Origin of the sequence: Phenylobacterium aquaticum, from assembly GCF_022695515.1 — a bacterium.
Classification (GTDB): domain Bacteria; phylum Pseudomonadota; class Alphaproteobacteria; order Caulobacterales; family Caulobacteraceae; genus Phenylobacterium; species Phenylobacterium aquaticum.
The window spans coordinates 130,812-156,157 of the sequence record NZ_JALDPT010000001.1 but is presented as its reverse complement, the minus strand read 5'-3'; the positions used below and the strand labels follow the sequence as shown (position 1 = coordinate 156,157).

At 69.0% G+C, this 25,346-nt stretch carries 19 protein-coding genes and 1 pseudogene; 14 read left to right on the top strand and 6 right to left on the bottom strand.

Annotated elements, in window-relative coordinates:
- Positions 1–392 precede the first annotated feature (392 nt).
- Positions 393–1,091: a Bax inhibitor-1/YccA family protein gene (locus MQH10_RS00665; RefSeq protein WP_336605017.1), complete on the top strand. Its 699-nt coding sequence runs from the start codon at positions 393–395 to the stop codon at positions 1,089–1,091.
- Positions 1,092–1,167: 76 nt separating this feature from the next.
- Positions 1,168–1,494 (top strand): hypothetical protein, encoded by a 327-nt coding sequence (locus MQH10_RS00660; protein ID WP_242562144.1) that lies wholly within the window; start codon positions 1,168–1,170, stop codon positions 1,492–1,494.
- Between the two features lie 62 nt (positions 1,495–1,556).
- Here MQH10_RS00660 and MQH10_RS00655 read toward each other — a convergent pair whose 3' ends face one another.
- The 3 genes from MQH10_RS00655 to MQH10_RS00645 form a co-directional block, all read right to left on the bottom strand.
- Complete coding sequence (locus MQH10_RS00655; protein WP_242562143.1) at positions 1,557–2,849, bottom strand: hypothetical protein; 1,293 nt, start codon at positions 2,847–2,849, stop codon at positions 1,557–1,559.
- A 21-nt stretch (positions 2,850–2,870) separates the two neighbouring features.
- Entirely contained in the window at positions 2,871–5,264 is a 2,394-nt protein-coding gene (gene ppsA, locus MQH10_RS00650) for a phosphoenolpyruvate synthase (RefSeq protein WP_242562142.1), read from the bottom strand.
- Positions 5,265–5,595: 331 nt separating this feature from the next.
- Positions 5,596–6,855: an MgtC/SapB family protein gene (locus tag MQH10_RS00645; RefSeq protein ID WP_242562141.1), complete on the bottom strand. Its 1,260-nt coding sequence runs from the start codon at positions 6,853–6,855 to the stop codon at positions 5,596–5,598.
- A gap of 238 nt (positions 6,856–7,093) precedes the next feature.
- On the opposite strand from MQH10_RS00645, the gene MQH10_RS00640 reads away from it, so the two are divergent.
- Complete coding sequence (locus MQH10_RS00640; RefSeq protein ID WP_242562140.1) at positions 7,094–8,473, top strand: TolC family outer membrane protein; 1,380 nt, start codon at positions 7,094–7,096, stop codon at positions 8,471–8,473.
- 54 nt (positions 8,474–8,527) lie between these two features.
- Here MQH10_RS00640 and MQH10_RS00635 read toward each other — a convergent pair whose 3' ends face one another.
- Complete coding sequence (locus MQH10_RS00635; protein WP_242562139.1) at positions 8,528–9,211, bottom strand: lysophospholipid acyltransferase family protein; 684 nt, start codon at positions 9,209–9,211, stop codon at positions 8,528–8,530.
- A gap of 330 nt (positions 9,212–9,541) precedes the next feature.
- Here MQH10_RS00635 and MQH10_RS00630 point away from each other — a divergent pair, with 330 nt between their 5' ends.
- The 7 genes from MQH10_RS00630 to MQH10_RS00600 all read left to right on the top strand — a co-directional run bounded on the left by MQH10_RS00630 (position 9,542) and on the right by MQH10_RS00600 (position 16,347).
- Positions 9,542–11,134 (top strand): ABC1 kinase family protein, encoded by a 1,593-nt coding sequence (locus tag MQH10_RS00630; protein WP_242562138.1) that lies wholly within the window; start codon positions 9,542–9,544, stop codon positions 11,132–11,134.
- A 270-nt stretch (positions 11,135–11,404) separates the two neighbouring features.
- On the top strand, positions 11,405–12,010 hold the full coding sequence (locus tag MQH10_RS00625) for an RNA polymerase sigma factor (protein WP_242562137.1): 606 nt from the start codon (positions 11,405–11,407) through the stop codon (positions 12,008–12,010).
- Between the two features lie 100 nt (positions 12,011–12,110).
- Positions 12,111–12,311 (top strand): DUF2933 domain-containing protein, encoded by a 201-nt coding sequence (locus tag MQH10_RS00620; RefSeq protein WP_242562136.1) that lies wholly within the window; start codon positions 12,111–12,113, stop codon positions 12,309–12,311.
- Positions 12,312–12,454: 143 nt separating this feature from the next.
- Positions 12,455–12,709 (top strand): hypothetical protein, encoded by a 255-nt coding sequence (locus tag MQH10_RS00615; RefSeq protein ID WP_242562135.1) that lies wholly within the window; start codon positions 12,455–12,457, stop codon positions 12,707–12,709.
- Positions 12,699–13,952 carry an MFS transporter gene (locus MQH10_RS00610; RefSeq protein WP_242562134.1) on the top strand — a complete coding sequence of 418 codons (1,254 nt, stop codon included), beginning with the start codon at positions 12,699–12,701 and terminating at the stop codon, positions 13,950–13,952. The genes MQH10_RS00615 and MQH10_RS00610 overlap by 11 nt, the downstream gene beginning before the upstream one ends.
- A 61-nt stretch (positions 13,953–14,013) precedes the next feature.
- On the top strand, positions 14,014–15,171 hold the full coding sequence (locus MQH10_RS00605) for an SAM-dependent methyltransferase (RefSeq protein ID WP_242562133.1): 1,158 nt from the start codon (positions 14,014–14,016) through the stop codon (positions 15,169–15,171).
- Between the two features lie 126 nt (positions 15,172–15,297).
- The gene (locus tag MQH10_RS00600) at positions 15,298–16,347 is read left to right on the top strand and encodes a type II glyceraldehyde-3-phosphate dehydrogenase (protein WP_242562132.1); all 1,050 of its coding nucleotides are present in this window, start codon (positions 15,298–15,300) and stop codon (positions 16,345–16,347) included.
- Positions 16,348–16,400: 53 nt separating this feature from the next.
- On the opposite strand, the gene MQH10_RS00595 is transcribed toward MQH10_RS00600, so the two are convergent.
- The gene (locus MQH10_RS00595; protein WP_242562131.1) at positions 16,401–16,667 is read right to left on the bottom strand and encodes a metal-sensing transcriptional repressor; all 267 of its coding nucleotides are present in this window, start codon (positions 16,665–16,667) and stop codon (positions 16,401–16,403) included.
- Positions 16,668–16,762: 95 nt separating this feature from the next.
- On the opposite strand from MQH10_RS00595, the pseudogene MQH10_RS00590 reads away from it, so the two are divergent.
- Positions 16,763–19,104, top strand: a pseudogene (locus MQH10_RS00590) (heavy metal translocating P-type ATPase).
- A 190-nt stretch (positions 19,105–19,294) separates the two neighbouring features.
- On the opposite strand, the gene MQH10_RS00585 reads toward MQH10_RS00590, so the two are convergent.
- Positions 19,295–20,614 (bottom strand): NRAMP family divalent metal transporter, encoded by a 1,320-nt coding sequence (locus MQH10_RS00585; protein WP_242562130.1) that lies wholly within the window; start codon positions 20,612–20,614, stop codon positions 19,295–19,297.
- Positions 20,615–20,829: 215 nt separating this feature from the next.
- Here MQH10_RS00585 and MQH10_RS00580 point away from each other — a divergent pair, with 215 nt between their 5' ends.
- From MQH10_RS00580 to MQH10_RS00570, 3 genes are all read left to right on the top strand, one after another.
- A complete protein-coding gene (locus MQH10_RS00580; RefSeq protein WP_242562129.1) occupies positions 20,830–21,510 on the top strand; it encodes an RNA polymerase sigma factor in 681 nt (226 codons plus the stop codon).
- 245 nt (positions 21,511–21,755) lie between these two features.
- Positions 21,756–22,340, top strand: coding sequence for a DUF1269 domain-containing protein (locus tag MQH10_RS00575; RefSeq protein WP_242562128.1), 585 nt, complete (start codon positions 21,756–21,758; stop codon positions 22,338–22,340).
- A gap of 1,309 nt (positions 22,341–23,649) precedes the next feature.
- On the top strand, positions 23,650–25,335 hold the full coding sequence (locus MQH10_RS00570; protein ID WP_242562127.1) for an isovaleryl-CoA dehydrogenase: 1,686 nt from the start codon (positions 23,650–23,652) through the stop codon (positions 25,333–25,335).
- Positions 25,336–25,346 lie beyond the last annotated feature (11 nt).

Below are 25,346 nucleotides of genomic sequence, written 5' to 3'. Positions count from 1 at the left end.
GCTTGGCTCTCGAACAATTGGATCTGGGTTCTTCTCGCGGGCGGCTTCGTCGCCGTCCACCTCTTCGGCCACGGGCGGCACGGCCGTCATCGCACGGCGACGCACACCCAAGATCAGCCCGTCAGGGACCCGCGAGGCCGCGCAGCGCCCTCGACGTCGACCCGCCGGAAGGAGGAGAGCCCGCCGCGCCGCCACGGCTGCTGACGCGAGGGTGAGATATCCGCTGGAAGGCGCCACATTCGTCGGTCACGGCGCGCCCGCGTAATGATCCGCGATTCGGCGCGTCAATTGGGAGCCCGGGGGGTCGCTCAGGACCTGAGGACGGGCGGCAGGAGGAGGCTCACATGGCTCATTTAGATCATCAGACGCTCCGCGCGCCAGCTCAGCTGGACATGGCGGTAGACGCGGGCCTGCGTCGTTTCATGCTCGGTGTGTACAACAAGGTCGCTCTCGGCCTCCTGCTTTCGGCCGCGCTCGCCTACCTGACCAGCATGGTCCCGCCGGTGCGCGACGCCATGTTCCGGCTCGCGCCAGATGGCCGGTTCGCCGGCTACACCCTGCTCGGCATGGCGGTTGCGTTCGCCCCGCTGGTGGTGCTGCTGGGATCGATGTTCGCCATGCGGCAGCCGACCGCCCGGGGCGCAGGTCTCCTCTTCTTCGGCATCAGCGCGCTGATCGGTGCCTCGCTGGGCGTTCTCGGCCTGGTCTATACCGGCGCATCTCTCGCCAGCACCTTCCTGATCACGGCCGCGGCGTTCGGCGCGCTCAGCCTCTTCGGCTACACGACGAAGAAGGATCTCACGGGGTTCGGCAGCTTCCTGATGATCGGCCTGGTGGGCCTGGTGCTGGCCTCGCTCGTGCGGATGTTCTGGAACCCGCCCGGGTTCTCGTTTCTGTTCAGCGCGATCGGCGTGCTCATCTTCGCCGGGCTCATCGCCTATGACACCCAGCGTCTGAAGCTGACCTATCACGACCTGGGTGGCGATACCGCGGCCCTGGGCGCGGCGAGCAGCTATGGCGCGCTCAGCCTCTACCTGGACTTCATCAACCTCTTCCAGTTCCTGCTCAACCTGTTCGGTCAACGCCGCTGACGATCGCCGTAAGGCTTTCGGCTGGGTTGCGTCAGGCCAAGTGAGCGCCGAGGGGGCGCCATTCAAGGAGATCATCATGAGATTCATTATCGCGGGCGTCGCGGCGGCCCTGCTAAGCGGGAGCGCCGCCCTGGCGCAGGACCACGCCGCCCACCATCCGGGGGTCACCGAGGCGCGGGCCAAGGCGGCCGACGCCAAGCTGCACGAGGACTGCAAGGCTTACATGGGCCGCATGATGGACCCCAAGCAGCCGCACGATCACACGCGCGACAAGATGGGCATTGCCAGCTACCCCAATGGCAAGCCGCTCTCGCCTGCCGAGATGAAGGGGATGCATGACAAATGCCAGGCCATGATGGACAAGCCGGCCGCGTCCGAAACGGCGCCGCCCGCGCCCCGCTGAGGGTTCTCAGTACCGTCGGCCGCTGTTGGCGGCCGACGGCAAGGCCGGCTGGCCCGGCGGCGCTATGCCGGCTGGCGCAGCACCAAGACTGGCGCGAACCCACCGCTGGGCGTCCGCATGTTTGTGGTCTGGCCCTGATAGAGCCGCGCGGCCGTCAGGAGCAAGGCGCGGCCGTAGGTGTAGAGCCTGACGTCGACCTTCAGCCGGACATGTTCGCCATCTCGCAGCAGCGCGCGTTCGCTCGGTGGTGCATAGGCTTGCGCCACATAGTCAGCATCGAGGATCTCGCCCCACACCCGGCGGGTCAGCTTCGCGCCGCGATAGGCGGCCTTGCTGGCGTGCCCGCGCGCAGGCTTGAAGAACCAATGGTTGCGCTCTGACCAGAGGCGATCGGCGTTGTTTGGGGTCAGACGCACCGTGCGGAGGACGGCGCGCGCCAGCGTCTCGCCGTGGTGGCTCGCCAGTCCCCAGGCGGCCAGCTGTTCGCGGTCGGAGAGAAGGGTCAAGTTTCGCTTGTCAGCATAGAGCGCATAGACGTGCGGGTTGGGCGTCACGACCACCCTGCCCGCTTCATAGGCGCGCCGCAGCACCGCGTGGCCCGGCGCGTCCAACCAGAAGTCCACCAGACGATTGTACACGAGGTCGACCGGTTCGCCGCCGCAGAGCAGCTGATCGCCGTCAAGCTTGAGGTCCTGCGGGTCGGCGATGATCGTCTCCAGACCTGCCGTGCGCAGCAGCGCCTGCGCGAGCGTGAACTCGCCGCGCAGCGGCTGCCCTGCGGGGTCATCGTCGACGATGGCGATGCGCCGCGGCGCCCCCTCTCGACCCTGCCGGCGCCATTCCGCCTTGAACATGTCCGCCACGCGCGCAGCGAAGGTGTCCGGCGAGGCGTCGCTGCGGGCGATAAGATCGGCGCCGCAGCAGGCCTGCTGAGCGCGGCCGAGCACGGCGTTCAGGAAGGCGCCGCCGGCGTTGGTGTTGATCTCGATGAGCTTCGGGCCGCTTTCGGTGAGGTGGAAGTCATAGCCCATGAAGACGCCCAAGGGTCCCGGGTCTGGGCGCGCCAACGCCGGCGCCCAGGCGAGCGCCGCAGCCCGATAGTCCGGTACGGCCGCCGCGGCTTGCACGGCGGCGACCACGTCCAGCATATCGCGCAGCAGGTCGGTCCGGAGAAAGACGGGCGAGTTCGCGAACAACCAAGGGTGGGCGTCCACGAGAGCCTGGGCAAACCCGGCCTCTCCCGCCGTTTCGTCGAGCGCTTCGTTCAACAGGCGCCGGTCGAGGGTGATGCAGAAGCAGGCCTCGTTGAGACGGTCCGCCGCAGCCGTACCCGTCGCTGCGCGCCGATCATCCATGCTGGCGAGGATCCTTGATTCTCATGGCCGCGGCGTCGCCTCCGCATCGGCGACGACCCGCTTCACCGCCACGAAACTATCAGGGCTCACGGAGATGGAGTCGATGCCCCTCTCAACGAGGAAACGCGCAAATTCTGGATGGTTGCTGGGCGCTTCGCCGCAGATTCCGACCTTCGCGCCGGCCTCCCCGGCCGCGCGCAGGACCTCGCCGATCATCCATTTAACGGCCGGATCCTGCTCGTCGAACAGGCCCGCGAGGTCGCCGGAATCGCGGTCCACCCCCAGCGTCAGCTGGGTGAGGTCGTTGCTGCCGATCGAGAAGCCGTCGAATCGCCGGGCGAAGTCGGCCGCAAGGATGACGTTCGACGGAATTTCGCACATGACGTAGACCTCCAAACCGTCCCGGCCGCGCTCGAGGCCGTTCTCGGCCATCACCGCCAGCACCCGGTCCGCCTCGGCGGTGGACCGGCAGAACGGGATCATCACCACCACATTGCGCAGACCGATGGTGTCGCGCAGGCGCTGGATGGCGCGACACTCCAGAGCGAAGCCCGCCTGATAGCGCGGCGAGTAGTACCGTGAGGCGCCCCGGAACCCGAGCATCGGATTCTCCTCCTGAGGCTCGAAGGCGGCGCCGCCGATCAGGTTGGCGTATTCGTTGGTCTTGAAGTCGCTCATCCGAATGATGACCGGCTTGGGGTGGAAGACCGCCGCGATGCGCGACAGGCCGCGCGCCAAGCGGTCGACGAAATATTCCGTCTTGTCCTCGTAACCGGCGGCGATCTCCTCGATGGCGCGAGCGGCGGCCTCGTCTTTCAGGCTGGCGAAATTGACCAGCGCCATCGGGTGCACGCGAACGTGGTTGCTGATGACGAACTCCATCCGCGCCAGGCCCACGCCGTCGGCCGGCAGCCGCCACCAGCGAAACGCGGTCCCGGGGTTGGCCAGATTGAGCATGATCTGGGTGCGGGTCGCCGGCAGGCCCTGCAGATCGAGCGCCGTCTGCTCGATCTGCGCCACCCCCTCATAGACGAACCCTTGCTCGCCCTCCGCACAGGACACGGTGATCTCCTGGCCGTCATGCAGCACCTGGCTCGCATCGCCCGCGCCGACGATGGCCGGCAGGCCGAGTTCACGGCTGACGATCGCCGCATGCGAGGTCCGGCCGCCGTGGTCGGTGACGATCGCCGCCGCCCGCTTCATGATCGGCACCCAGTCCGGGTCGGTCGAGGTCGTCACCAGGATCGAGCCGTCGATGAACTGACCGATCTCCTGCGGGCTCTGCAGAAGGCACACGCGACCCGCCACGGCCGCCTCGCCGATGGCGAGCCCGGTGGCCAGAACCGGCCCTTTCGCGCTGACCGAATAGCTGTGCAGGGCCGCCGTGCCCTTGCGCGACTGCACGGTCTCCGGCCGCGCCTGGACGATGAAGAGCTCGCCGCTCTCGCCGTCCTTCGCCCATTCCATGTCCATCGGGACGCCATAATGGTCCTCGATGACCCGAGCCCAGCGCGCGAGCTGCAGGATCTCAGTGTCCAGGAGGACGTAGCTCCCCTGTTCCCGGCGTGAGGTGGCGGTTCGGCGGGTCGGCGCCTCGCCGCCTGAGGCGTAGATAAGCTTTTCGGCCTTGGCGCCGAGCCGCTTCTCGAGGATCGGTGTGACGCCGGGCGCGTCGAGGAGCGGTTTGAAGACCTGGTATTCATCGGGGTCCACGGCGCCCTGCACCACCATCTCGCCGAGACCCCAGGCGGCGTTTATGAGCACCACGCGATCGAAACCACTCTCCGTGTCGAGGGAGAACATCACCCCCGCCCCGGCCCGATCCGAGCGGACCATCTGCTGGACCCCGATCGACAGCGCCACCTTCGTGTGATCGAAGCCCTTGGCCGCGCGGTAGGAGATGGCCCGGTCGGTGAACAGAGAGGCGTAGCAACGCTTGCACGCGTCAAGCAGCGCGGCCTCGCCGCGGATGTTCAGGAAGCTCTCCTGCTGGCCGGCGAAACTGGCGTCCGGCAGATCCTCGGCGGTGGCGCTGGACCGCACGGCCACGTCAGCGTCCGAACGGCCGATCCGGCCGCAGAGCGCCCGGTAGGCTTCGACGATCGCGGCCGCGATGTCCTCGGGCCAGCGGCCAGCGAGCATCGCCTCGCGCAAGCGGCGGCCCACAGCCGGCAAGGGCGCCCGCCCCTGCGCCAAGTCGCCGACCGCGCCAGCGATCACGTCCCTGAGCCCGTTAGCGTCCAGGAAGCGCCAATAGGCCGCCGCGGTGGTGGCGAATCCGGGCGGGACGCGCACCCCTCGGCTCGACAGGTTGGACACCATCTCGCCGAGCGATGCGTTCTTGCCGCCCACCTGCGCCACGTCGCCGCGCCCGAGCTCCTCGAAGCTGGCGACCCAATCGGAGTTCAGATCCATCGTCACGTCTCGCAATCTGAATGTCAGCGGTTCGACGCCGTATCCGCGCAGGCGGATGCGGCACAGGCCTTGGGCTCGCCCGCCGCCCGCCGGGCGGTGAGCGCGGGGGGATCGCTGGCCGGACTCGAATCTGCGAGCGCCTCATCGAGGCGAGCCGACGCCTGGGCCCTGGCGCAGGCCGCACCGGCATGGTCAACCTTCAGCGATGGCTGGGCTTTCCTATGGGCGGGGTCTCGCATCCGGCGGCTCCTTCGCTTCGCGCTCGAGAAGGTCCCGAGCACCGCTCCCGCCTAGACGCTCAGGGGACCGGGCGCTTACACCGCCCGCCCTTTCAGCTGCGCACGACGAGGACCATCGCGCCGATCGCCACGGCCGCGAGACTGGCGCCGCCGATCAGCAGGCCATGCCGTCGACCTCCGACGACGCTGGCGATGGCGGCCTTCGACAGCGTGTTGGAGCCCACGGCCAGGCTCACCGCCAACACGGCGGCCGACCTTGCCAGGTCGCGATCGGCGAGACCCGACACCGAGAGGGTCAGCGCGTCGACGTCCGCGACGCCCGACAACACCGCCAGAGCGTAGACGCCCGATGCGCCGAGGGTGCGCGAGAGCACCTTGCCCAACACCATGATCACCGCGATCAGCCCCGCGAACTTGAGCGCCGCAGCCAATTCGAGCGGATTGCTCAGTGTGGTCACCTGCGTGGAGCCAGCGCCGGCCGGGCGTCTGGTCATCAGCAGCGCCCCGGCTGCGCCGAGCACCAAGGCGACCGCGCCCATCGGCCAGGCGAGCGCCGATGCGAACGGCCGATTGATGGCGCCCGCGAGCACGAGGACGCGCAGGGCCATCAGGCCGCTGGAAATCAGGCTGCCGCCGGCCAGCCATGTGCACAGCGCGGGATTTGCGCGCACCAGCCGCGCAAAGCTCAAGGTCGTCGCCGTCGATGAGGCCAAGCCTCCGGCGAGGGCGGAGAGCAGCAGCCCGCCCCGGGCGCCGGCGATCCGCACGGCCGCGTACCCCATAAACGAGACGCCGGCGATCAACACCGCCAGCAGCCAGATCCGCCGGGGATTGAGCGCCTGCCAAGGATCGAAGGTCCGATCCGGCAGCACCGGCAGGATCAGGGCGGTCATTACCAGCAGAACAACGAGGGCGCGCAGCTCCGACCAACTGAGCGCACGCACCCACGCGTGCAAGGGTCGCTTGAACGCGAGCAGGGCGGTGGCGGCGACGGCGCCGCCGACCGCGATCTGCAGCGTCCCGCGGACCGCGTAGGCGCCCAAGGCGAAGGCCAGCAGCCCGGCGATTACACCGGTCGCGCTTGCATCTCTCGTGCGACGGGCCTCCAGCCATTGAAACCCGCCGAGCACCAGCGCGACGGAGAGGAACGCGGCGCCCAGCAGGGCGTCGGCGGCCCCCTGAACGGTGAGCGCCACCACGCCGCCCAACAGGCCGGTCAGGCCTAGGGTCCGTAGACCTGCCGCACGGCCGCCCTCGCCCGCGCTGCGTCGCCGCCAGCCGCGCTCGAGCCCAATCAGCAGTCCAATCGCCAGCGCCACGCTGAGCCGCCCCAAGGCTTCCAGTTGCGACACCTCTACGCGATCTCCTCCGCCGCCCGGGCTCGCGATCGGCCCAAGCGAGCAGACGCTGAGCCGTGAGCCTGCTTACAGCCAGATCGGAGCCCGCCGTCCCCTCACGCTGTAATCGGCGGCGGGGTGTGTCGTCCTTTAGCGAGCGCGGTCGGCCTGGCCGGCGCGCCCGACGCGGGCATCGAGGGGGATCAAGATGACGAGGTCACGCCGGATCGCGTGTTCAGGGTGGATCTTCAGCTTGGCGCTGGCGTTCCTGGCCTCGCCGGCCTACGCGGAAACCTTGGGCGATGCGCTCGATGCGGCTTACCGGACCAACCCTGGACTGCGGGCCCGTCGGGAAGGTCAGCGCGCGCTGGGCGAGGTCGTGTCGCAGGCGCGAGCCGGTTATCAGCCCACCCTCGGCGTCACCGGAGGGATACTGCGCAGCGAAACCGCCCTCCCCCTGCTCGGGCAGATCAACGCCTCGGGCCTGGGCCTGGTGGGCGAGCAGCCGCTCTACACCGGCGGGCGCGTGGCGCATGCGATCACCGCGGCTGAAGCCGAGGTCGCGGCGGGACGCGAAGGCTTGCGCAGCGCCGGCCAGGCGCTGCTGCTCAATGTGATCGCCGCCTACGTCGATGTGCGCCGCGACGAGGAGCGTCTCGCCATCAGCAAGGACAGCGCCGAGGTTCTGAACCGTCAGCTCGCCGAGGCGCAGGCGAACCTGCGGGTAAAGGTGATCACGCGGACCGATCTCGCGCAGACCGAAGGCCGTTTCGCCGCCGCCCAAACGCGCGTCGCCGCGGCCGAGGCCCAGCTTGGGATCAGCCAAGACAACTTCCGCGCCCTGGTCGGCCATGCGCCGGAGAACCTGGCGCCGGAGCCGCCTATCGCAGCCGCCCTGCCGCCCAGCCTTGCCGACGCCGCGCGCATCGCCGTGGACCGCGATCCGCGGATCCGACAGGCCGAGGCGGCGTCACGCGCCAGCGCCGCCCGGGTCGCGGAGGCCAGGGCGCGCGGGCGGCCGGAAGTCAGCCTGCGCGGTAGCCTGGGCGTGGCCGGTGGGGGGGCTTCCGGCGCCTCCCCCTTCCGCGGCTATGATCAGTTCAGCGCCGCCGCGCTGGTCTTCAAGATGCCGCTGGCCTCGGGCGGACTGATCGGATCGGGCGTGCGTCAGGCGGCGGCCCGCGCCGACGCGGCGGAGCTCGAGGAGCAACAGGCGCGACGCGAGACGGAACGCTCGGTGTCGCAGGCGTGGCGGCAGGTGGCGGCCGCCCGAGCCGGGGTCGCGGGAAATGCGGAGCAGGTGCGGGCGGAGATGGCGGCCTGGCAAGGGGTGCGTCGCGAAGCCGAGGTCGGGCTGCGCACGCCGCTGGACGTGCTGAACGCCGAGCAGGCGCTGCGGGAGGCCCAGTTCGGCCTGGTGAGCGCCCGTCGGGACGAGTACGTCGCCTGCGCCATGTTGCTCGCCGCAATGGGCGTGCTCGGTCCGGAGACGCTCGCGCCGGGGGGCCAGGCTGACGGCCCGGTTGCGCCTGCGGCGGACCTGTCGTCTCGCCAAGGATCGGCGCCCTGGACGTCCGTGATCGAAGCGCTCGACCGGGTGGGATCGCAGGATGACCGCCCGTCTCGCCGGTGACGGCGCTTCAAAGGCTGCCCCCCGCAGTTGCCGGAAACTTAGTGCTACCCAGCTTTATGTTAAGCGCTCGGGGGTGGCCGTGAGCGCGGCTTCGATGGCCTGTTCCGCGCGGCGTATGAACTCCGCAGGCGGCAGGCCGGGGGGAATCGCCGGCAATAGGCTGACCGTGATGACCCCCGCGCGCGTCGGACCGCCGCCGGGAGGCCAGAACCGGCCGGTGTCGTAGGCGACCGGCGTCACTTCCACGTCAAGCCCGCGATAGAGCCATTCCACGCCGCGTTTGAAGCGCACCCCAGCGCCGGGCGGCGCGCGGGTCCCCTCAGGGAAGATCAACACCGAGCGGCCGGTCTTCAGCGCCGCGCGGCTTTGCACCAGCATCTCGCGCACCGCCCGACGATCATCGCGGTCGATCACGATCATCGGCGAGCGACGCAGATACCAGCTCATCACCGGGATGCGCAGGAGTTCGCGTTTGGTGACGATGGCGACGTCGGGAAACAGGACCAGCGCCGCGACCGTCTCCCACGTGGACTGGTGGTTGGCGACGACCAGTGCCGGGGCGGACGGCGGCTGGCCGCGCACCACGAACCGCAGGCCGACGACGATCGCGAGCAGGGCGAGCACCCCGCGCGCCCACACCCTGGAGAACCGACGGATCGCGTTGGGCGGGGATCCGCTGAGCCACAGCAGCGGGATGGTCAGGCCAAACAAGCCCGTCCAACCGGCCCACAGGGCCATGAACGCGGAGGATCGGAGTGTTCGCACGTCGTCTCCATGAGGCGCTTTCGGCCGAATAGTTCAGACGCGCGGCCGCCGGCCCAATTACGATCGTCGCGATGATCTTGGTCCCCTAAGGCGCTCGATGCGGGCGGTCCCTTGGCCGCGGGCCTGGTGGCGACCACGCATCGATAGGATGTACTCGCGCGCCTGCGGCGGGGGGCCCGTCCGGCGGGGTCTGTGGCGCGTGCCCGCCGCGGCGCGCGGTGGGGTCGCGCCTTGGGCCCCTGTAATGGCGCGCGCCCAGCGGCGTCCAGCTGGCGACATCGGCGCGTGCGACGAGGCGGCGGCATGATCATCCTCAGGGCGCTCCAGATCGGCTTCGTCGCCTTCGGCCTACTCATCGCGGCGGTGTGGGCGCGCGTGCGGCCGCAAGCCGCGCTCGACCTACCCGTGCGGGTTCGGCGCGCCTTGGAGCGGCTGGGCCCGACGTTCGTCAAACTCGGCCAAGCGCTCAGTCAGCGGCGGGACCTGCTCTCGCCGGTATGGACCACTGAGCTCAGCCGTCTCCAGTCGGCGGCGCGGCCCTTCTCGGCCGAGGCCGCCGTCGCCGCCATTGAGGCCGCGCTGGGGCAGCGGCCTGATGTGCTGTTCCTGGACTTCGACCCCGCGCCGCTGGCCGCAGCGTCCGTCGCCCAGGTCCATCAGGCCCGGTTGCAGGACGGCCGGGCGGTCGTGGTCAAGGTTCTGCGACCCGGGGTTCGCTCGCAGATCGATCGCGACATGCGCATCGTCGTTGCGGTCGCCTGGTTGGGAACCGTCCTCATTCCCTTCTTGCGGCGGCGGCGCGCCGTGCTCGTGGCGCTCGAGATCTGGCGGAACCTGCGCCGAGAGACCGATCTCGAGGAGGAAGCGCGCAACATCCGGCGTTTCGCGCGGGCCTTCCAAGACTCCGCCACCGTCTTCATCCCCGATGTGATTGAGGCGCTGAGCGCCCCGACCGTTCTCGTCCAGCAGATGAGCCACGGCAGGGACATCAGCGATCCGGCCCTGGCCGGCAAAGCCCAAGCCCTCACCCGGGCTTTCGTGAACTTCTATCTGGAGCAGTTCTTCCGCCTGGGCGTATTCCACGCCGACCCGCATCCGGGCAACATCTTCGTCCTGGAAGACGGCCGGCTCTGCTTTCACGACTTCGGCGCGGTGGGCATGCTGGACTGGGCCTCGCGACGCGCGCTCATGGCCTTCGTCCAGGCGTTTGCGACGCAGGATCCGGCCTGGCTGGCCGATGCGGCTGGCGATCTCGGTCTGCTCACGCCGGGTGTCGATCGCACGGCGATCGCGCGGGGCGTCGAAGCCATCCTGGTCGAGCTCGAGGGCATCCCGCTGCAGGCCTGGTCCATCGCCGACCTCATGCTCGACATCGCCCGGCTGGGCGGGCGCGACGCGGTCATGCTACCGCCCCACCTGGCCGTGCTGATGCGCACGGTGTTCACGGCAGAAGGGACCCTGCGGACCCTGGATCCGACGCTGAACGTCACGCAGATGTTCAGCGAGAGCGCAGCGCAGATACTGCAGTCTTTGGAAGGGTCGAAGAGTGGCGGCGCGCATGCGTTCGACCGATTCCGCTGGGAGATCGCGACGGCGACGCGCGATCTGCCGCAAGCCGCCGCCCGCTGGCTGCATGACGGGCGCCTCAAGGGCGGGCTCGCCGTCCGGCTCCCGGATGCGACCGCCGCGGCCGACCGTCTGGGTCGGGCGGCCGATCGCATCGCGCTCGCCCTCGTCGTCCTTGGCCTCTACATCGCCGCCTCGCTGCTGATGCAACATAGCATCGGTCCGCGAATCCTCGGCAATCTGCCCGTCCTCGCCGCCCTGGGCTATGGCCTCGCGCTCTGGTTCACCGTTCGCCTGGTGCGCAGCCTGGACCGGACCGACCGGACCTAGGAGCCGCTTCGAGGCGCGGTGCGTGACCCGATCCGGCGACGGCCGTCATCTATGCGTGCTGTTGGCCTATACGCGCGACAGAAGAAAATCCCTCAGAATTTCTTTTACTTGAGACAATAGGAAGCAGATTGATCGAGGTCAAATCGAAGGCGTAGGATCAAGGCCAGGATTGTCGAGCGAAGACTTCAGGGAATTCGGGCGATGCTTCAGATGGCCATGTTACAGACCTCAGACGCAGGCGCGTCTACAACATTACAACCATTGGAATATTTGCCGGCTCCGGGATACGCTGATCCCGCCGCCGCGAGGCTGGCCCGCCGGCTCGCCGACGAGCGCGCCGGCCAGGTCCGCTTCCTGAGCAGCCGCCTGCCCTCCCACGAAGACGCCGAGGACGCCTGGCAGGACGCCTCCATCAAGTTCCTGCAGCACGCCCACGCCCTCGAAGCCGCCGAGCGGCCCGAGGCCTGGATGGCCGTCTCCCTGCGCCGCCTGGTGGTCGACCGCTATCGCCGCGCCGCCGTGCAGCGCCGGCTGGCCGAGACCCTGGCCGTGGAGCCTGACTTCGGGCCCGCCGACAGGTCCGACGAGGCGCCGGACCTGGTCGCCCCGGCCGAGTGCCTCAGCGGACTGGTGGCGGGGCTCAAGCCCGACTACGCCGAGATCCTGCGGCGCAGCTATCTTGAGGACCACCCGCTCAAGGAGGTCGCCGAAGCCCTGGGCCTCACCGCCAACAACGCCGCCGTGCGCGTGCACCGCGCCCGGGCCGCCCTGCGCCAGGCCTTGCACGAGAAGTGTCAGACCTGCGCCCTCGCCGACTGCTGGGCCAAGGCCCGCCTCCACCAGCTCTCCGAACCCGCAGGCCAGGCCCGCGCCTAGGCCACCCTCGACGGGCTGGTGTAAGCCGCGGTCGCAACACGCGTCTAATGGAAGAACGGCGCCCAGAGGCTGTCGATCGTCTGAGGAAATGGAGACCAGCATGACCTGGCTGTCGCAGAATTGGCTCTGGCTCCTCGCGGCGGCCGCCTTCGCGAGCCTCCACGTGGTCGGCCATGGCGGCCACGGCGGTCATGGCGACGCCGATCCTGGAGCGTCGCCGCAGCACGACAAGCGAGTTCAAGGCCGGCTGGCCCCTGCGCGCGCCCGCCGTCGCGAGCCGTCCCGGCGGTCCGACCGCTGATCTTCCTGCCAATGCGCAGGATCCGCGGCAATCGAGGGAGCGCCGGAATGGATAGACGTCCCAATTCAGCGGCGGAGATCTTTGCCGCGGAACATGCTCTGGGGTTGCTCTCCGGTGCCGCGCGAGCCGTCGCTGGAGCGCGCATGATCTACGATGTCGGATTCGCGCGGCGGGTGGCGCGCTGGCGCGACCATCTCGCCGCCCTGGGCGATCCGATCGAACCCGTCAGTCCGCCGCCTGGCGTGTGGAAGGCCATCGAGGCGGCCGTGGGCGATCAGCGGGGCGTGCGGCCTCGCCGCCCTCGCAGGGTGCTGGGCGGCCTCGTCCTCGCGGGGTCCGGACGGCTCCTCGCGCACGCGATCAGACGTCGCCGTCCTCGAGGCTCCGATGGCCACTGAGGGGCGGCCGGCGCTGGCGGCCTGTCCGAACAGCTGGGCGCTCGCTGGCCTGATCGTCGCGACGTTCACGATCTCCAGCAGTTTCGGCTTGATCCTGCCGATCGCGCCGCAGCTGGTGCGCGCCGCCGAGGGGCAGTCGGCCGCGGTCGCGATGCACGCGGGGGGCCTCACGGCCGTCTATATGCTGGCGGTCGCCCTGTTTGCGCCGATGTGGGGCCGGCTGTCGGACCGGCACGGGCGCCGCGTGATCATTGTGGTGGGCCTGGCCGGATTTGCGCTCAGCATGGCGGCGTTTGGCTTCGTCCGGACGCTTCCCCAGCTCTACCTGGAGCGCTCCGCCAGCGGTCTGTTCGCCGCCGCGATCGCGCCGGTGGCTGCGGCCTTCGTGGCCGACGCTGCGCCGAGCGGGCAATGGCGCGCCAGCCGGATGGCCTGGCTCAACATGGCGAGCATCGCAGGCTTCGTGCTGGGCCCCAGTCTTAGCGTCTGGACCAGCGCCTCGGGGCGGCCGTCGATCGGGCTCGCGGGCGCGGCTTTTGGGCCGTTCGCCGCTGCAGCCGCGGTGGCCTTGATCTCCGCCAGCTGGATCTGGCTGACGATGCGACGCCCCCATGGGGCGCCCGCACTGGTTGCCGAGCCGACAGCGCGTGACGGCGCTCTCACCAACGTACTGCTCACCCTCACCTTCGCCGCCGCGGCCATCGTCGGGGTCTTCGAAGTCTCTGTCTCGCTGCGGAGCGGCCGGCTCGCCGGCGCCTCCCAAGGCGAGATCGCCGCCATGTTCGCGGTGTGCAGCCTGGTCATGTTCGTGACTCAGGCGGTGCTGTTTTCGCCTCTCGTTCGCGCCGAAAGCACCTGGCGCTATCTCGCGCCCGGCTTTGGCTTGCTCTCCGCAGGCCTCCTCCTGGCGTCGTCGGTGGCGGGCTTCGCCCCGGAGATGACCGCGGTCAGCGTGGTCGCCGCCAGCGCCGGCGCGGTAAGCCCCACGCTCGCCTACTGGCTCTCGGCGCACGCCGGGACCCGTCAAGGCGCCCAGCTGGGCCGGCAGACGGCGGCGGCGAGCCTTGGTCAAGCGGCCGGCGCCGCGGCCGGCGGCTGGCTCCTGGCGTGGCTTGGCGGCGGTGCGCCATTCTTGTGGAGTGCAGGGCTGGCGGCGGCCAGCGCCGTCGTCGCCCTGCTGATCGCGCCGCGGCTCGGTGCTCTCTCGACAGCGTCGACGCGTCCCAAGCCGACGCCGATGTAATCTCGGCGGGTGCGCCGGCGTCTAGGGAGCCTGACACGTCAGATTTGCCAGGAACCCGTCCATGCTGCGAACCGCCCTCAGCTCCGTCCTCCCCGACCGTGCGGCCTTCGACCTGCTCGCCAAGGTTCTTGGCCGCTCTGTGCAGTACGGGACCCTGGCGGTGATCGATCCCTGGGACCGCCAGCACGCTTTCGGGAGCGGCGAGCCCCCCTTCGTCACCATTCGGCTGGCGGATCCCGGTGAGGCGGTGCGGTTGCTGGCGAACCCTAGCCTCCACGTCGGCGAGGCCTACATGGACGGCCGGTTGACCCTCGAGGCGGGCGATCTGCGCGATTTCCTCATGATCGCCGTGGCCGCTTCCGAGGAACTGGCCCGGCAGGCGGGCGCCCTTTCCGAGATCGCCGCACCGTTGCGCAGACTGCGCCGGGCCAATCCGATCGCGCGGGCCCGGGCCAATGTCGCGCATCACTACGATCTCTCCGAGGACCTCTATCGGCTCTTCCTGGACCCTGATCTGCAGTACTCCTGCGGCTACTTCGAAACCGGCGATGAATCACTCGCGGTTGCCCAGGCGCGAAAGAAACGGCACATCGCCGCCAAGCTTCGCCTGACGCCCGGAACCCGGGTTCTGGACATCGGCTCAGGCTGGGGCGGCCTGGCGCTCGAACTGGCGCGCGAATACGAGGCGCAGGTTGACGGCCTGACGCTCTCGCAGGAACAGATCGCCGTGGCTCAGCGCCGCGTGGCCGGCGAGCGCCTCGAGGATCGGGTGCGCTTCCACCTGCGCGACTACCGACACGAAACCGGGGTCTATGACCGGATCGTGTCGGTCGGCATGTTCGAGCATGTTGGAGAACCCCACTATGTCGAGTTCTTCGAGACGGTCCGCGAGCGCCTCGCGCCGGGTGGCGTGGCGCTGATCCACGCCATAGGCCGCCGCGCGACCCCGGCGGAAAGCGACCCCTGGATCGAGAAATACATCTTCCCCGGCGGCTATTGCCCATCACTTTCGGAGGTCTTGGCGGCCGTCGAAAAGGCTGGGCTTTGGGTGACCGATGTCGAGATCCTTCGGTTGCACTACGCCGAGACCCTGAAACGTTGGTACGAGCGCTTCCAGGCCGCCGGCCGACCGCCGCGCAGCTCTACGACGAGCGCTTTTGCCGCATGTGGGAATACTACCTGGCTGCGTGCGAGGCGGGCTTCCGCCTCGGCGGCCTGATGGTCTTTCAGTTGCAGTTGACCCGCGACGTCGGGGCCTTGCCGCTCACCCGCGACTATATGATCGACGACGAGCGTCGCGCCAGCGCGTGAGCCGCCCCAGCCGCTGACATACGAGGACACGTCCATGACTGAGCCCCAGAAGATCCAGGTCGCCGTCAACGGCTATGGCGTCATCGGTAAGCGCGTGGCCGCGGCCGTCGCCCGTCAGCAGGATATGGTCCTGGTGGGCATCGGCGAAGTCACCGCCGACTGGCGCCTGCGCGACGCTGCGCGCCGCGGCTTCTCGCTTTATGGCGCAACGGCGGAGCATTGCGAGGCGATGCGCAAAGCCGGCCTCGCCCCCGCCGGCGTCCTTGCAGATATGATCGGCGCGGCCGACATCGTCGTCGACTGCACGCCCAAACGCGTCGGCGCCGCCAACGCGGCGCTCTACCGCCAAGCGGGCAAGCCCTTCATCGTCCAGGGCGGCGAGAGACACGAGATCACCGGGCATTCCTTCGTCGCCGAAGCCAGCTATGCTGGAGCATTCTCGCGCCCCGCCACGCGCGTGGTTTCCTGCAACACCACCTCGATTGTGCGCACCCTGTCGGCCCTGAAGCGCGCCGGGCTGCTGTGGCGGGCGCGCGGCACGCTGCTGAGGCGGGCAACTGATCCCTGGGAGAGCGATCACAGCGGGATCATGAACACCCTGGTTCCGGAGCCGGACATTCCGAGCCATCAAGGACCTGACGCGCAGAGCGTCGACCCCGAGCTCGACGTCGTGACCATGGCCGTGAAGGTTCCCGAGACCCTCGGGCATCTGCATTACTGGGCCGTGCAGCTGACCCGGCCCGCCGATCGGGCCGAGGTGCTGGCGGCGTTCGCCACCTCGAGCCGCATCGCGCCCGTCTCGATGGGGGATGGGGTTGTCGCGCTCAATGTCGTCAAGGAGATGACTGCGGACCTCGGTCGTCCCCACGGCGACCTCTATGAGGTTGCGCTTTGGGCCGACATGCTGCGGGTCCAAGGCGACGAGCTGTTCTACGCCTACATGGTCGATAACCAGGCGATCGTCATTCCCGAGACGATCGACGCCATCCGCGCGCTCGCCGGCACGGTGAACGATCCGAGCGCCTCGATCGCCCTCACCAACGCCAGCCTTGGCATCGGCGCGCTGACGGCGGTCACCGGGTGAGCGGAAGCCGATTTGCGCCAAGCCCCCGCGGGCCGACTGGCGGTAGCCTAGCGCTAGCGCAAGGCATGCTTCAGCAGCCTTCTCATTTCGGCGGTCGCCTCGGGCGAGCGTCCGCCGGCCTGTGCGCGAGCCAGCCACGCATCCACCAGCGACTGGAGGATTTCCGCCTCGACGCGGGCGAGCGCGGCGCGCGCCGCCTGCAACTGCGTCAGCAGGTCTTGCGCGTCGCGATCGGCGTCAAGCATGCGCGTAACGCCGCCGATCTGGCCTTCGAGCCGGCGCAACCGATTGCGGAGTCGAGCCTTGTCGGAGGAGATCATCTGCAGGATCGAGGCTATACCCCGATCCGGTAATTTCAAGGCGGCTTCTCCGCCCCGGAAGCCCTTATCCCGAGCGGGAGTTCAGCGTGACGAACATTCATCATCGACATGATCAGGCCTCCGCGGTGAAAGACCCGGCGGCCGACACGGCGAAGGTTGTCGATCCAGTCTGCGGGATGACCGTGGACCCTGAGACCACGCCGCACCACGCGCAGCATGAGGGCCGCGCCTATCACTTCTGCTCCGCCGGTTGCCGTGAGAAATTCATCAGCGAGCCGGCGCGCTATCTTTCGCCGGCAGCGGTCGAGTCGGCTCCGGCGTCGGCGGGGGCCATCTACACGTGCCCGATGCACCCGCAGATCCGCCAGCTCGGTCCAGGATCCTGTCCGATCTGCGGCATGGCGCTGGAACCGGAGACGATCGAGGCCGGGACCCAACCCAACCCCGAACTCGTCGACATGACCCGCCGCTTCTGGGTCGGCCTGGTGCTCGCGCTTCCCGTCCTCGCCCTGGAGATGGGCGGTCACCTGACCGGTCTGATGATGCGGTCGACCGGCATGTCTCCGACTGGATTCAGTTCGCGCTCGCCACCCCCGTCGTCTGGTGGGCCGGCTGGACGTTCTTCGCGCGGGGATGGGCGTCCTTGCGCACCCGCCGCCTCAACATGTTCACGCTGGTCTCCATGGGGGTCGGCGTGGCCTGGGCCTACAGCGTGGTGGCGCTGCTCGCACCGCACGCCTTCCCGGCGGCGATCCGCGGCGCCCAGGGTGCGGTGCCGGTCTATTTCGAAGCCGCCGCGGTGATCACCGTACTCGTCCTGCTCGGGCAGGTCCTCGAGCTCAGGGCGCGCGAACAGACCTCCGGCGCCATACGCGCCCTCCTCGATCTCGCGCCGAAGACCGCGCGTCGCGTGCGCCCGGACGGCGGCGACGAGGAAGTGATCCTGGACCAGATCGGGGTTGGCGACCGGCTGCGGGTGCGGCCGGGCGAGAAGGTGCCGGTCGATGGCGAACTGATCGAAGGCCGCGCCACCGTGGACGAATCGATGGTGACGGGCGAGTCCATGCCGGTGACGAAGGAGCAAGGCGCCAAGGTGATCGGCGCCTCGATCAACACCACGGGGTCGTTCGTCATGCGCGCCGAGCGGGTTGGCGCCGACACCCTCCTGTCGCAGATAGTGCAACTGGTGGCCCAGGCCCAGCGCAGCCGCGCGCCGATCCAGCGGCTGGCCGACCAGGTCTCCGGCTGGTTCGTGCCGGCGGTCATCGGCGTGGCCGTTGTCGCCTTCGCGGTCTGGTGGGCCGTTGGCCCCGAACCCCGCTTCGGCTATGCGCTGATCGCCGCTGTCTCCGTGTTGATCATCGCCTGTCCCTGCGCCTTGGGGCTGGCCACGCCGATGTCGATCATGGTGGGCGTCGGCCGCGGCGCGCGCAGCGGCGTCCTCATCCGCAACGCCGAGGCGCTCGAACGGTTCGAGCGGGTCGACACCCTAGTCGTCGACAAGACTGGCACCTTGACCGAAGGCCATCCGGCCGTGACCGCGCTCAAGGCCGCCGAGGGTCAGGATGAGACGGAGCTCCTGAGGCTCGCCGCGAGCCTGGAGCGCGCCAGCGAGCATCCGCTTGGGGACGCCATCGTTCGCGCGGCGGTCGAACGAAAGCTCACCCTCAGCGATCCCACCGAGTTCGAGTCTCCCGTCGGCCGCGGCGTGCTCGGCCAGGTCGACGGGCGCCGTCTCGTGCTCGGCAATCCTAAGTTCCTCAAGTCACAGGGCGTCGAGACGGCGTCCCTGGAGGCGACAGCCGAGACCCTGCGCCAGGAGGGCGCCACCGCGATCTTCGTCGCCATCGAGGGTCGCCTGGCCGGCGTCATCGGCATCGCCGACCCGATCAAGGCGACCAGCGCGGAAGCCGTGCGCGCGCTCAAGGCCGCGCAGATCCGGGTCGTAATGATGACCGGAGACAATCAGACGACGGCGGACGCGGTGGCCCGACGGCTCGGCATCGACGAGGTCGCCGCCGAGGTGCTGCCGCAGGACAAGGCCTCCGTCGTGGCGAGGCTCCGCAACGAGGGCCGCGTGGTGGCCATGGCCGGTGATGGGGTCAATGACGCGCCAGCGCTGGCGGCCGCCGATGTCGGCATCGCCATGGGCGCGGGCGCAGACGTGGCCATCGAGAGCGCCGGAGTCACCCTGCTGACGGGTGACCTGCTGGCTCTGGCGCGCGCGCGGCGGCTCAGCCACGCGGTGATGCGCAACATCCGACAGAACCTGGTGTTCGCGTTCGCCTACAACATCGCCGGAATCCCAATCGCCGCCGGGGTGCTATATCCCGTCTTCGGCCTCCTGCTCTCACCGATCATCGCCGCGGCGGCGATGGCGGCCTCTTCGGTGAGCGTCATCGGCAACGCCTTGCGACTGCGAACGGTCAAGATCTGAGCGGGCTCGGTGACGGCCGGTTTTGAGTTCAACAGGCGGCGGCGCGGCGGCCCAAGCCGACACTGGGCGGCGATCGCGACGAGCGGCAGGGCCGCGTCGCCGCCAGCCGAGTTGTCGGTGATCTGCGCGCGAACCAGCGCCTCGGGGCGCCTGGGATGAAACCCCGAGTTGGGCGCGCCCGTCGCGCCGCTCACCGGAAGACGAACATGCCGAGCGCCACGGCCGCCATCACCAGGGTGGCCACCCAACCTAAGAGGCGCTGGATCGGGGGCGCCGTGAACGGCCCCATCACCGAGCGCCGGCCGACCACGATCATCATCGCCGCCATGATCGGCACAGAGATCAGGCCGTTCAGGACCGCGCTCCAGAACAACGCCTTGATCGGATCGAGCGGCGAGTCGTGCAGGGCGAAGCCCAGCCCGGTGGCGAGGGCGATGACGGCGTAGAAGCCGAGCGCGGACCTGGGTTTTCGCTCCAGTCCGCTGACCCAGCCACGCGCCTCCGCCACCGCATAGCCCGCCGAGCCGGCCAGCACCGGGATGGCGAGCAATCCGGTTCCGATCACCCCCAGGCTGAACAGCAGGAAGGCGAAGCGGCCAGCCACCGGCTCCAGGGCCGCCGCCGCGTCGACGGACGTCTGGATGTCGGTTTTGCCGGCGGCGTTGAGCGTGACCGCCGTCGTCAGGATGATGAAAAAGGCGATCAGATTGGACATACCCATGCCCACCAACGTGTCCCAGCGGATACGACGCAGCTGTCGGGGCGCCTGGGCGGGTGCGGCGAGCAGCGCGGCCTGATCGGGATCGGCTTCCTGGTCCTCCACCTCCTGCGAGCTCTGCCAGAAGAATAGGTAGGGGCTGATGGTGGTGCCGAACACCGCGACCACCAAGGTCATCAGTGCGCCGTTCAGCTCCACGTGGGGCGCGAAGGTTCGCGCGGCCACCTGCCCCCAATCGATATGGACGGTGAAGATGACCCCGACATAGGCGAACAGCGCCAGGGTCAGCCACTTCAGGAACCGGACATAGCGGTGATAGGGCACGAAAACCTGCAGCAGGAGCGATCCCAAGCCGAACAGAAGCGTGAAGAGATGGGCGCCGCGGCCGAAGACGAGCTGAGCCGCCGCGCCCATGGCCGCTAAGTCGGCGGCGATGTTGATGGTGTTGGCGACGAACAGCAACGCCACCAGCGAGGTGACCGCCCAGCGGGGGAAGACGCGGCCCATGTTCGCCGCCAGGCCCGCGCCTGTCACGCGGCCGATCCGCGCGCTGATCATCTGGACGGCGGCCATCAGAGGCAGGGTAAACGCCATCGTCCACAGCATGTTGAGGCCGAATTGGGCGCCGGCCTGGCTGTAGGTGGCGATGCCGCTCGGATCATCATCAGCCGCGCCGGTGATCAAGCCAGGGCCGAGCGCCCGCAACCACTCGGGGCCGCGGCCTTTGCCGCGCGGCGGCGGCGCGTCCGCCTCTTCTGCGGCCATGCCTTGCTGGACCGTCTCTGGGGCCATGCGTCACCTTCTGGCTGATCGAATACTCGCGACGACGCCGAGGTCCGAGAGCCGCACCAGGCGCTTGCCGTGGAGGCCTGACGCACGGGATGCAGACCCGTTACAGGCCGCTCTCCCAGGCGCCGGCTGCTGGAAACGGAACGGTTCAGGTGTGAACACCGCGGAACGGCGGCCAGGTCGGGGGCCATCGCCCCGTTGCGTAAGCCCATGCAGCCTTGCGCGTCATCACCCCAGGAGGTTCGCCGATGAAAAGACGCGATGACGACGATGACGACCCGAAGACCACCTCAGGCCGCGGCGACGCCGCCAAGGCCGCGGACGCGGCGGTGCGGCGCGAGCTCGTTGAATGCCACCGCGACTTCCTCTTGTTCCTGCGTCGACGGCTGGGCAGCCACCATGACGCGGAGGATGTGCTGCAGGAGTTCATGGCCAAGGCCCTCGCCCGGTCGCACGACCTGCGAGACGTGGAGTCTGTCCGCGGCTGGCTGAGCCGTATCCTCGCCACAACCCTCGTGGATCATCATCGACGCCGCTCGCGGCGTCGCGAAACGCTGCATGAACCGGCTGAGCTGGATGAGCTGCCGATGGAAGCCGACGTCGAGGTGGAGGCGGCGGTGTGCTTCTGCCTTTATCGGCTCCTGCCGACCCTGAAGGCGGAATACAGCGAACTGATCTGGCGCATCGACCTCCTCGGCGAACCGCGTGATCGCGTGGCGATCAGCCTGGGTCTCACCTTGAACAACGTCAACGTGAAGCTGCACAGGGGCCGACGGGCGCTGAAGCTGCGCCTCGAGGCCATTTGCCTGACCTGCCCGGAACACGGCTTCCTCGATTGCCAGTGCGAGGAGGGCGAGCACATTCGTAAGGTTCGCCAGCGCCTAGGCGGACCGGTCTAGGCACGCAGCGCCTGCCCCCCGTTGGAGCAACGCTTGGCCGGTGACGGGCGACCTTGCCCGCCCCCATCTCAACACCGCGCACCGGGGCCGTTTAGGTGGATCCCGCGCATTGGAGGCGATCATCCTGAGGCCGCCCGGCGCGAAGCCGAGCCCCTACGACCTGGCGTGTAATGCCGTCGAGCGTTGCGCGTCTTTTGTCCGTCACGGCCAATGGGGTCGGACGGCGAAGATCGAAGGGCGGAGCCATGAGCAAAGAAGATGTTGTCGTTGCGGTGTTTGACAGCCATGCCAAAGCTGAAGAGGCGGTGCGTGAAATCGGCCGCTCGGATTTTCCAGTCCAGCAGCTCACCATCATCGGCAAAGGCTATCACAGCGACGAGAAGGTGATCGGCTTCTACAACGTCGGCGATCGGATCAAGCTCTGGGGTAAGAACGGCGCTTTCTGGGGCGGCCTCTGGGGCCTGTTCGTGGGCGGCGTCTTCATGACCGTGCCATTGGTCGGCCCCGTCGTCGTGCTGGGTCATCTCGCCGCCATGCTCCTAGGCGCCGCCGAGGGTGCGCTCCTCGTCGGCGGCGTGAGCGCTCTCGCCGGGGCCTTGGCTAGCATCGGCATCCCGAAGGACTCCGTCGTCCGCTATGAGGAAGCGATCAAGGCGGATCGATTCCTGGTCCTGGCGCACGGCGCGCCGGAGCAGATCAAGCGGGTTCAGGAGCTGCTGAAGTCGGCCATGCCCAGCGACCTCCACGTTCATCACGGCACCTGCGCCGGCCATGAGGGCCACGCGGCTCAGCAGCGGCACCATGGAGCTCCCGCGGCGGTGAAGGCCTGAGCTCGGACGGTCGCCGCCTTCGCGCGTCTGTGATCGATGCAGGCTCCGCCCCGAACTCTCGCGCGTCGGGGCGGAGCCGCGACACCTCGGATACCTCCGCGAGCGCCAGCTCTGAGCGGCCCCGCGCTGCGCCTGGCACGCTCGTGGTCCAATTTTTGCCGTGTCCAGCCGGAGGCCGAGGCCCACCGGCGCCTGCTGAGCGCCGTTGCGTCTCGACCTTGAACGCGGCCAAGTCCGCTTCCCCCGGCGGTCCGGGACTCGGGCCTCAACGTCGCTGAAGGCCCCAGAACCACCCTTGATGCCATCCTGCAAGTCGCCGGCGGGGCCGATCTAATCGTGGCGGGCGGGCGGGCGGGCGCGGCCGTGGTCGCCTTCGAACTCTCGGGCGAATCCAGCCTCTGCGTGCCGATGAGCCGCTGAGGCGCACCGCGCGGAGTGGTCGCGAGGGAGCCCCTAAGGCGTCCGCAAGCTAGGCGCCGCAAGCTTGCAGGAGGCCCCTTAGATATCCACGGCGCACCATGCCGGCCAGGATCGCGGCGCTGCGCGCCTCATCGATGGCCGCAGCGCCTGAGAGCTTCCTCACCAGGCCGCGGTACGGCAGGGCCGCTGCGCTCCTGACGGTCTCAGCCGCGAACGCCTGCACGCGCCCCTCAGTCACCTTCGGCGCGTCCACGTCAGGCCCAAGCGCGGCGTCGAGGCGAAGGTTCTGAGCTCGCACTGCGGGACAGCCGCCCGTAGGGACGGCGTACGGCGCGCGGAGCGCCTCTTGGAGAACCTCTGGCGTCGTCTCGCGCATGACATTCAGGTCCCGGAGCGGCTGCTGCGTGGCGTTCACGATCGGACGCGACGGACCTCCCCGCGTGGTGTTTGGTGGGCTTGTCGTGCAAGCGCTCACCAATACGCCGAGGACGGCAAGCGCCACGGATGTCTTGGTGGCCAACCTGGCCGCGGGCGGGCGCCCTGTCAGCAATGCATCGACTTCGCCTTGAACGCGTCGCATCGATCTCGAGGCTCCCGGTTGGAGGGGCGCCGGGGTCGTACGCATCGGCTCGCGTAGCATGACGCGCATCGAGCTTCGGCCTTACGCGACCGCCCGGTGCAAGACGAGGGTAATGCGGCCGCATCGGCTGCGTCGCTGTCACCAGTGAAACGTGTCGCTCAGCCGCAGGAATGGCGGAGATCACGTCCTTTAGATTCCCTCCACGCCGAGGCGAGAAGCGATGAGCGAACAGACCACGGCGAAGAGCCGAACTGGGCTCCGCGAAGCTTCGGGATGCCGGCGTCGCCCTGAGGAGCCTGACGATCTGTCATGAGCGCCCGACCGTGTTTTCAGACCCATGAGGTCCTCAACCAGCCGCCACCTTTGGTAGACTACAACCTTTTCCTCTCGGACGTGGCGCTGATGGAGGCTGTTGTCGGAGAAGGTGCGGCGTGGGCGCTCGATGAGCTGACCGCTTATGGCGAAACGCTTGGAACAGCCGCGACGCTCGAGCTTGGAAGGGTCGCGAACCGCGAGGTCCCCCGGCTCGAGACCCACGATCGCTACGGCGAACGTGTCGACAGGGTGGAATTCCATCCTGCCTACCACGCCCTGATGCGGCTTCACGTCGCCCAGGGTCTCCAGTCCTCCCCTTGGTCGGATCCGAGGCCAGGCGCCCATGTGCGGCGGGCCGCGGGCCTCTACATGAGCGGCCAGGTGGAGGCCGGCACGAGCTGCCCGATCTCCATGACCCACGCCGCGGTCCCGATCCTGGCGCGGGCCGATGAGAGCCTGCGCGCCTGGCTTCCGAAGCTCTATTCGCGCGTCTACGACCCGGCCCATCGTCCCGTCACCGAGAAGGCCGGGGCGCTCGTGGGCATGGGCATGACCGAAAAGCAGGGCGGCTCCGACGTGCGAGCCAATACGACTCGGGCCGAAGCGGTAGGCGCGGCAGGACCCGGGAGCGCCTATCGCATCGTCGGGCATAAGTGGTTCATGTCGGCGCCGATGTGCGACGCCTTCCTGATCCTGGCGCAAGCGCCGGGTGGCCTTTCGTGCTTCTTCCTGCCGCGCTGGACGCCAGATGGGAACCTCAACGCCCTGCGCTTCCAGCGGCTGAAGGACAAGCTCGGCAATCGGTCGAACGCGTCGTCAGAGGTGGAATTCGAGGGTGCGCTCGGGTGGCTGATCGGCGACGAGGGCCGCGGCGTGCCCACCATCCTCGAGATGGTGGAATTCACGCGGCTCGACAACATCGTCGGCTCCGCCGGCGTGCAGCGCCGCGCGCTGGCCCTGGCGCTGCACCACGCCCAATTTCGCACCGCCTTCCAGAGGCCGTTGATCGAACAGCCGCTTATGGCCAACGTGCTGGCGGATCTCGCCTTGGAGGTGGAGGCCGCCACCGCCGTCGCCTTTCGCCTGGCCCGCGCCTTCGACGCGCCGAGCGACCCCGCCGAGGCGCTTTTCCGCCGCCTCGTCACGCCTGCCACCAAGTTCTGGGTGTGCAAGCGCGGCCCCGTCGTGGGAGCCGAGGCTCTCGAGGTGCTGGGCGGCAATGGCTATGTCGAAGACAGTGGCCTGCCCCGGCTCTATCGCGAACTGCCGCTGTACTCCGTCTGGGAGGGAGCCGGGAACATCATGGGCCTGGACGTCCAGCGGGCGTTGCAACGCGCCCCTGAGGTCTTGGACGCGCTCGACACCGAACTCGCCCCCGCCCGCGGCGCCGATCCGCGACTGGACCGCCAGATCGACCTCGTCCTCGACTCTGCGCGTGTGGCAGATGACGAGGCGAACCTTCGCCGCCTCTGCCGAGACCTCGTTGTCACCCTGCAGGGCGCGCTGCTCATTCGCCATGCGCCGGGTTTCATGGTCGAGGCCTTCCTCAAGAGCCGGCTTGGCCCCGAGGCCGGCGCATTCGGCATGTTGCCGCGGCTGCGAGCTCAACGCCATTGTGGAGCGCGCCGCGCCTGCGCAGAGCTAATGCGTAACGGGCAGAACCGGGCGAACGCCGCCTGATGAGGGGCCGG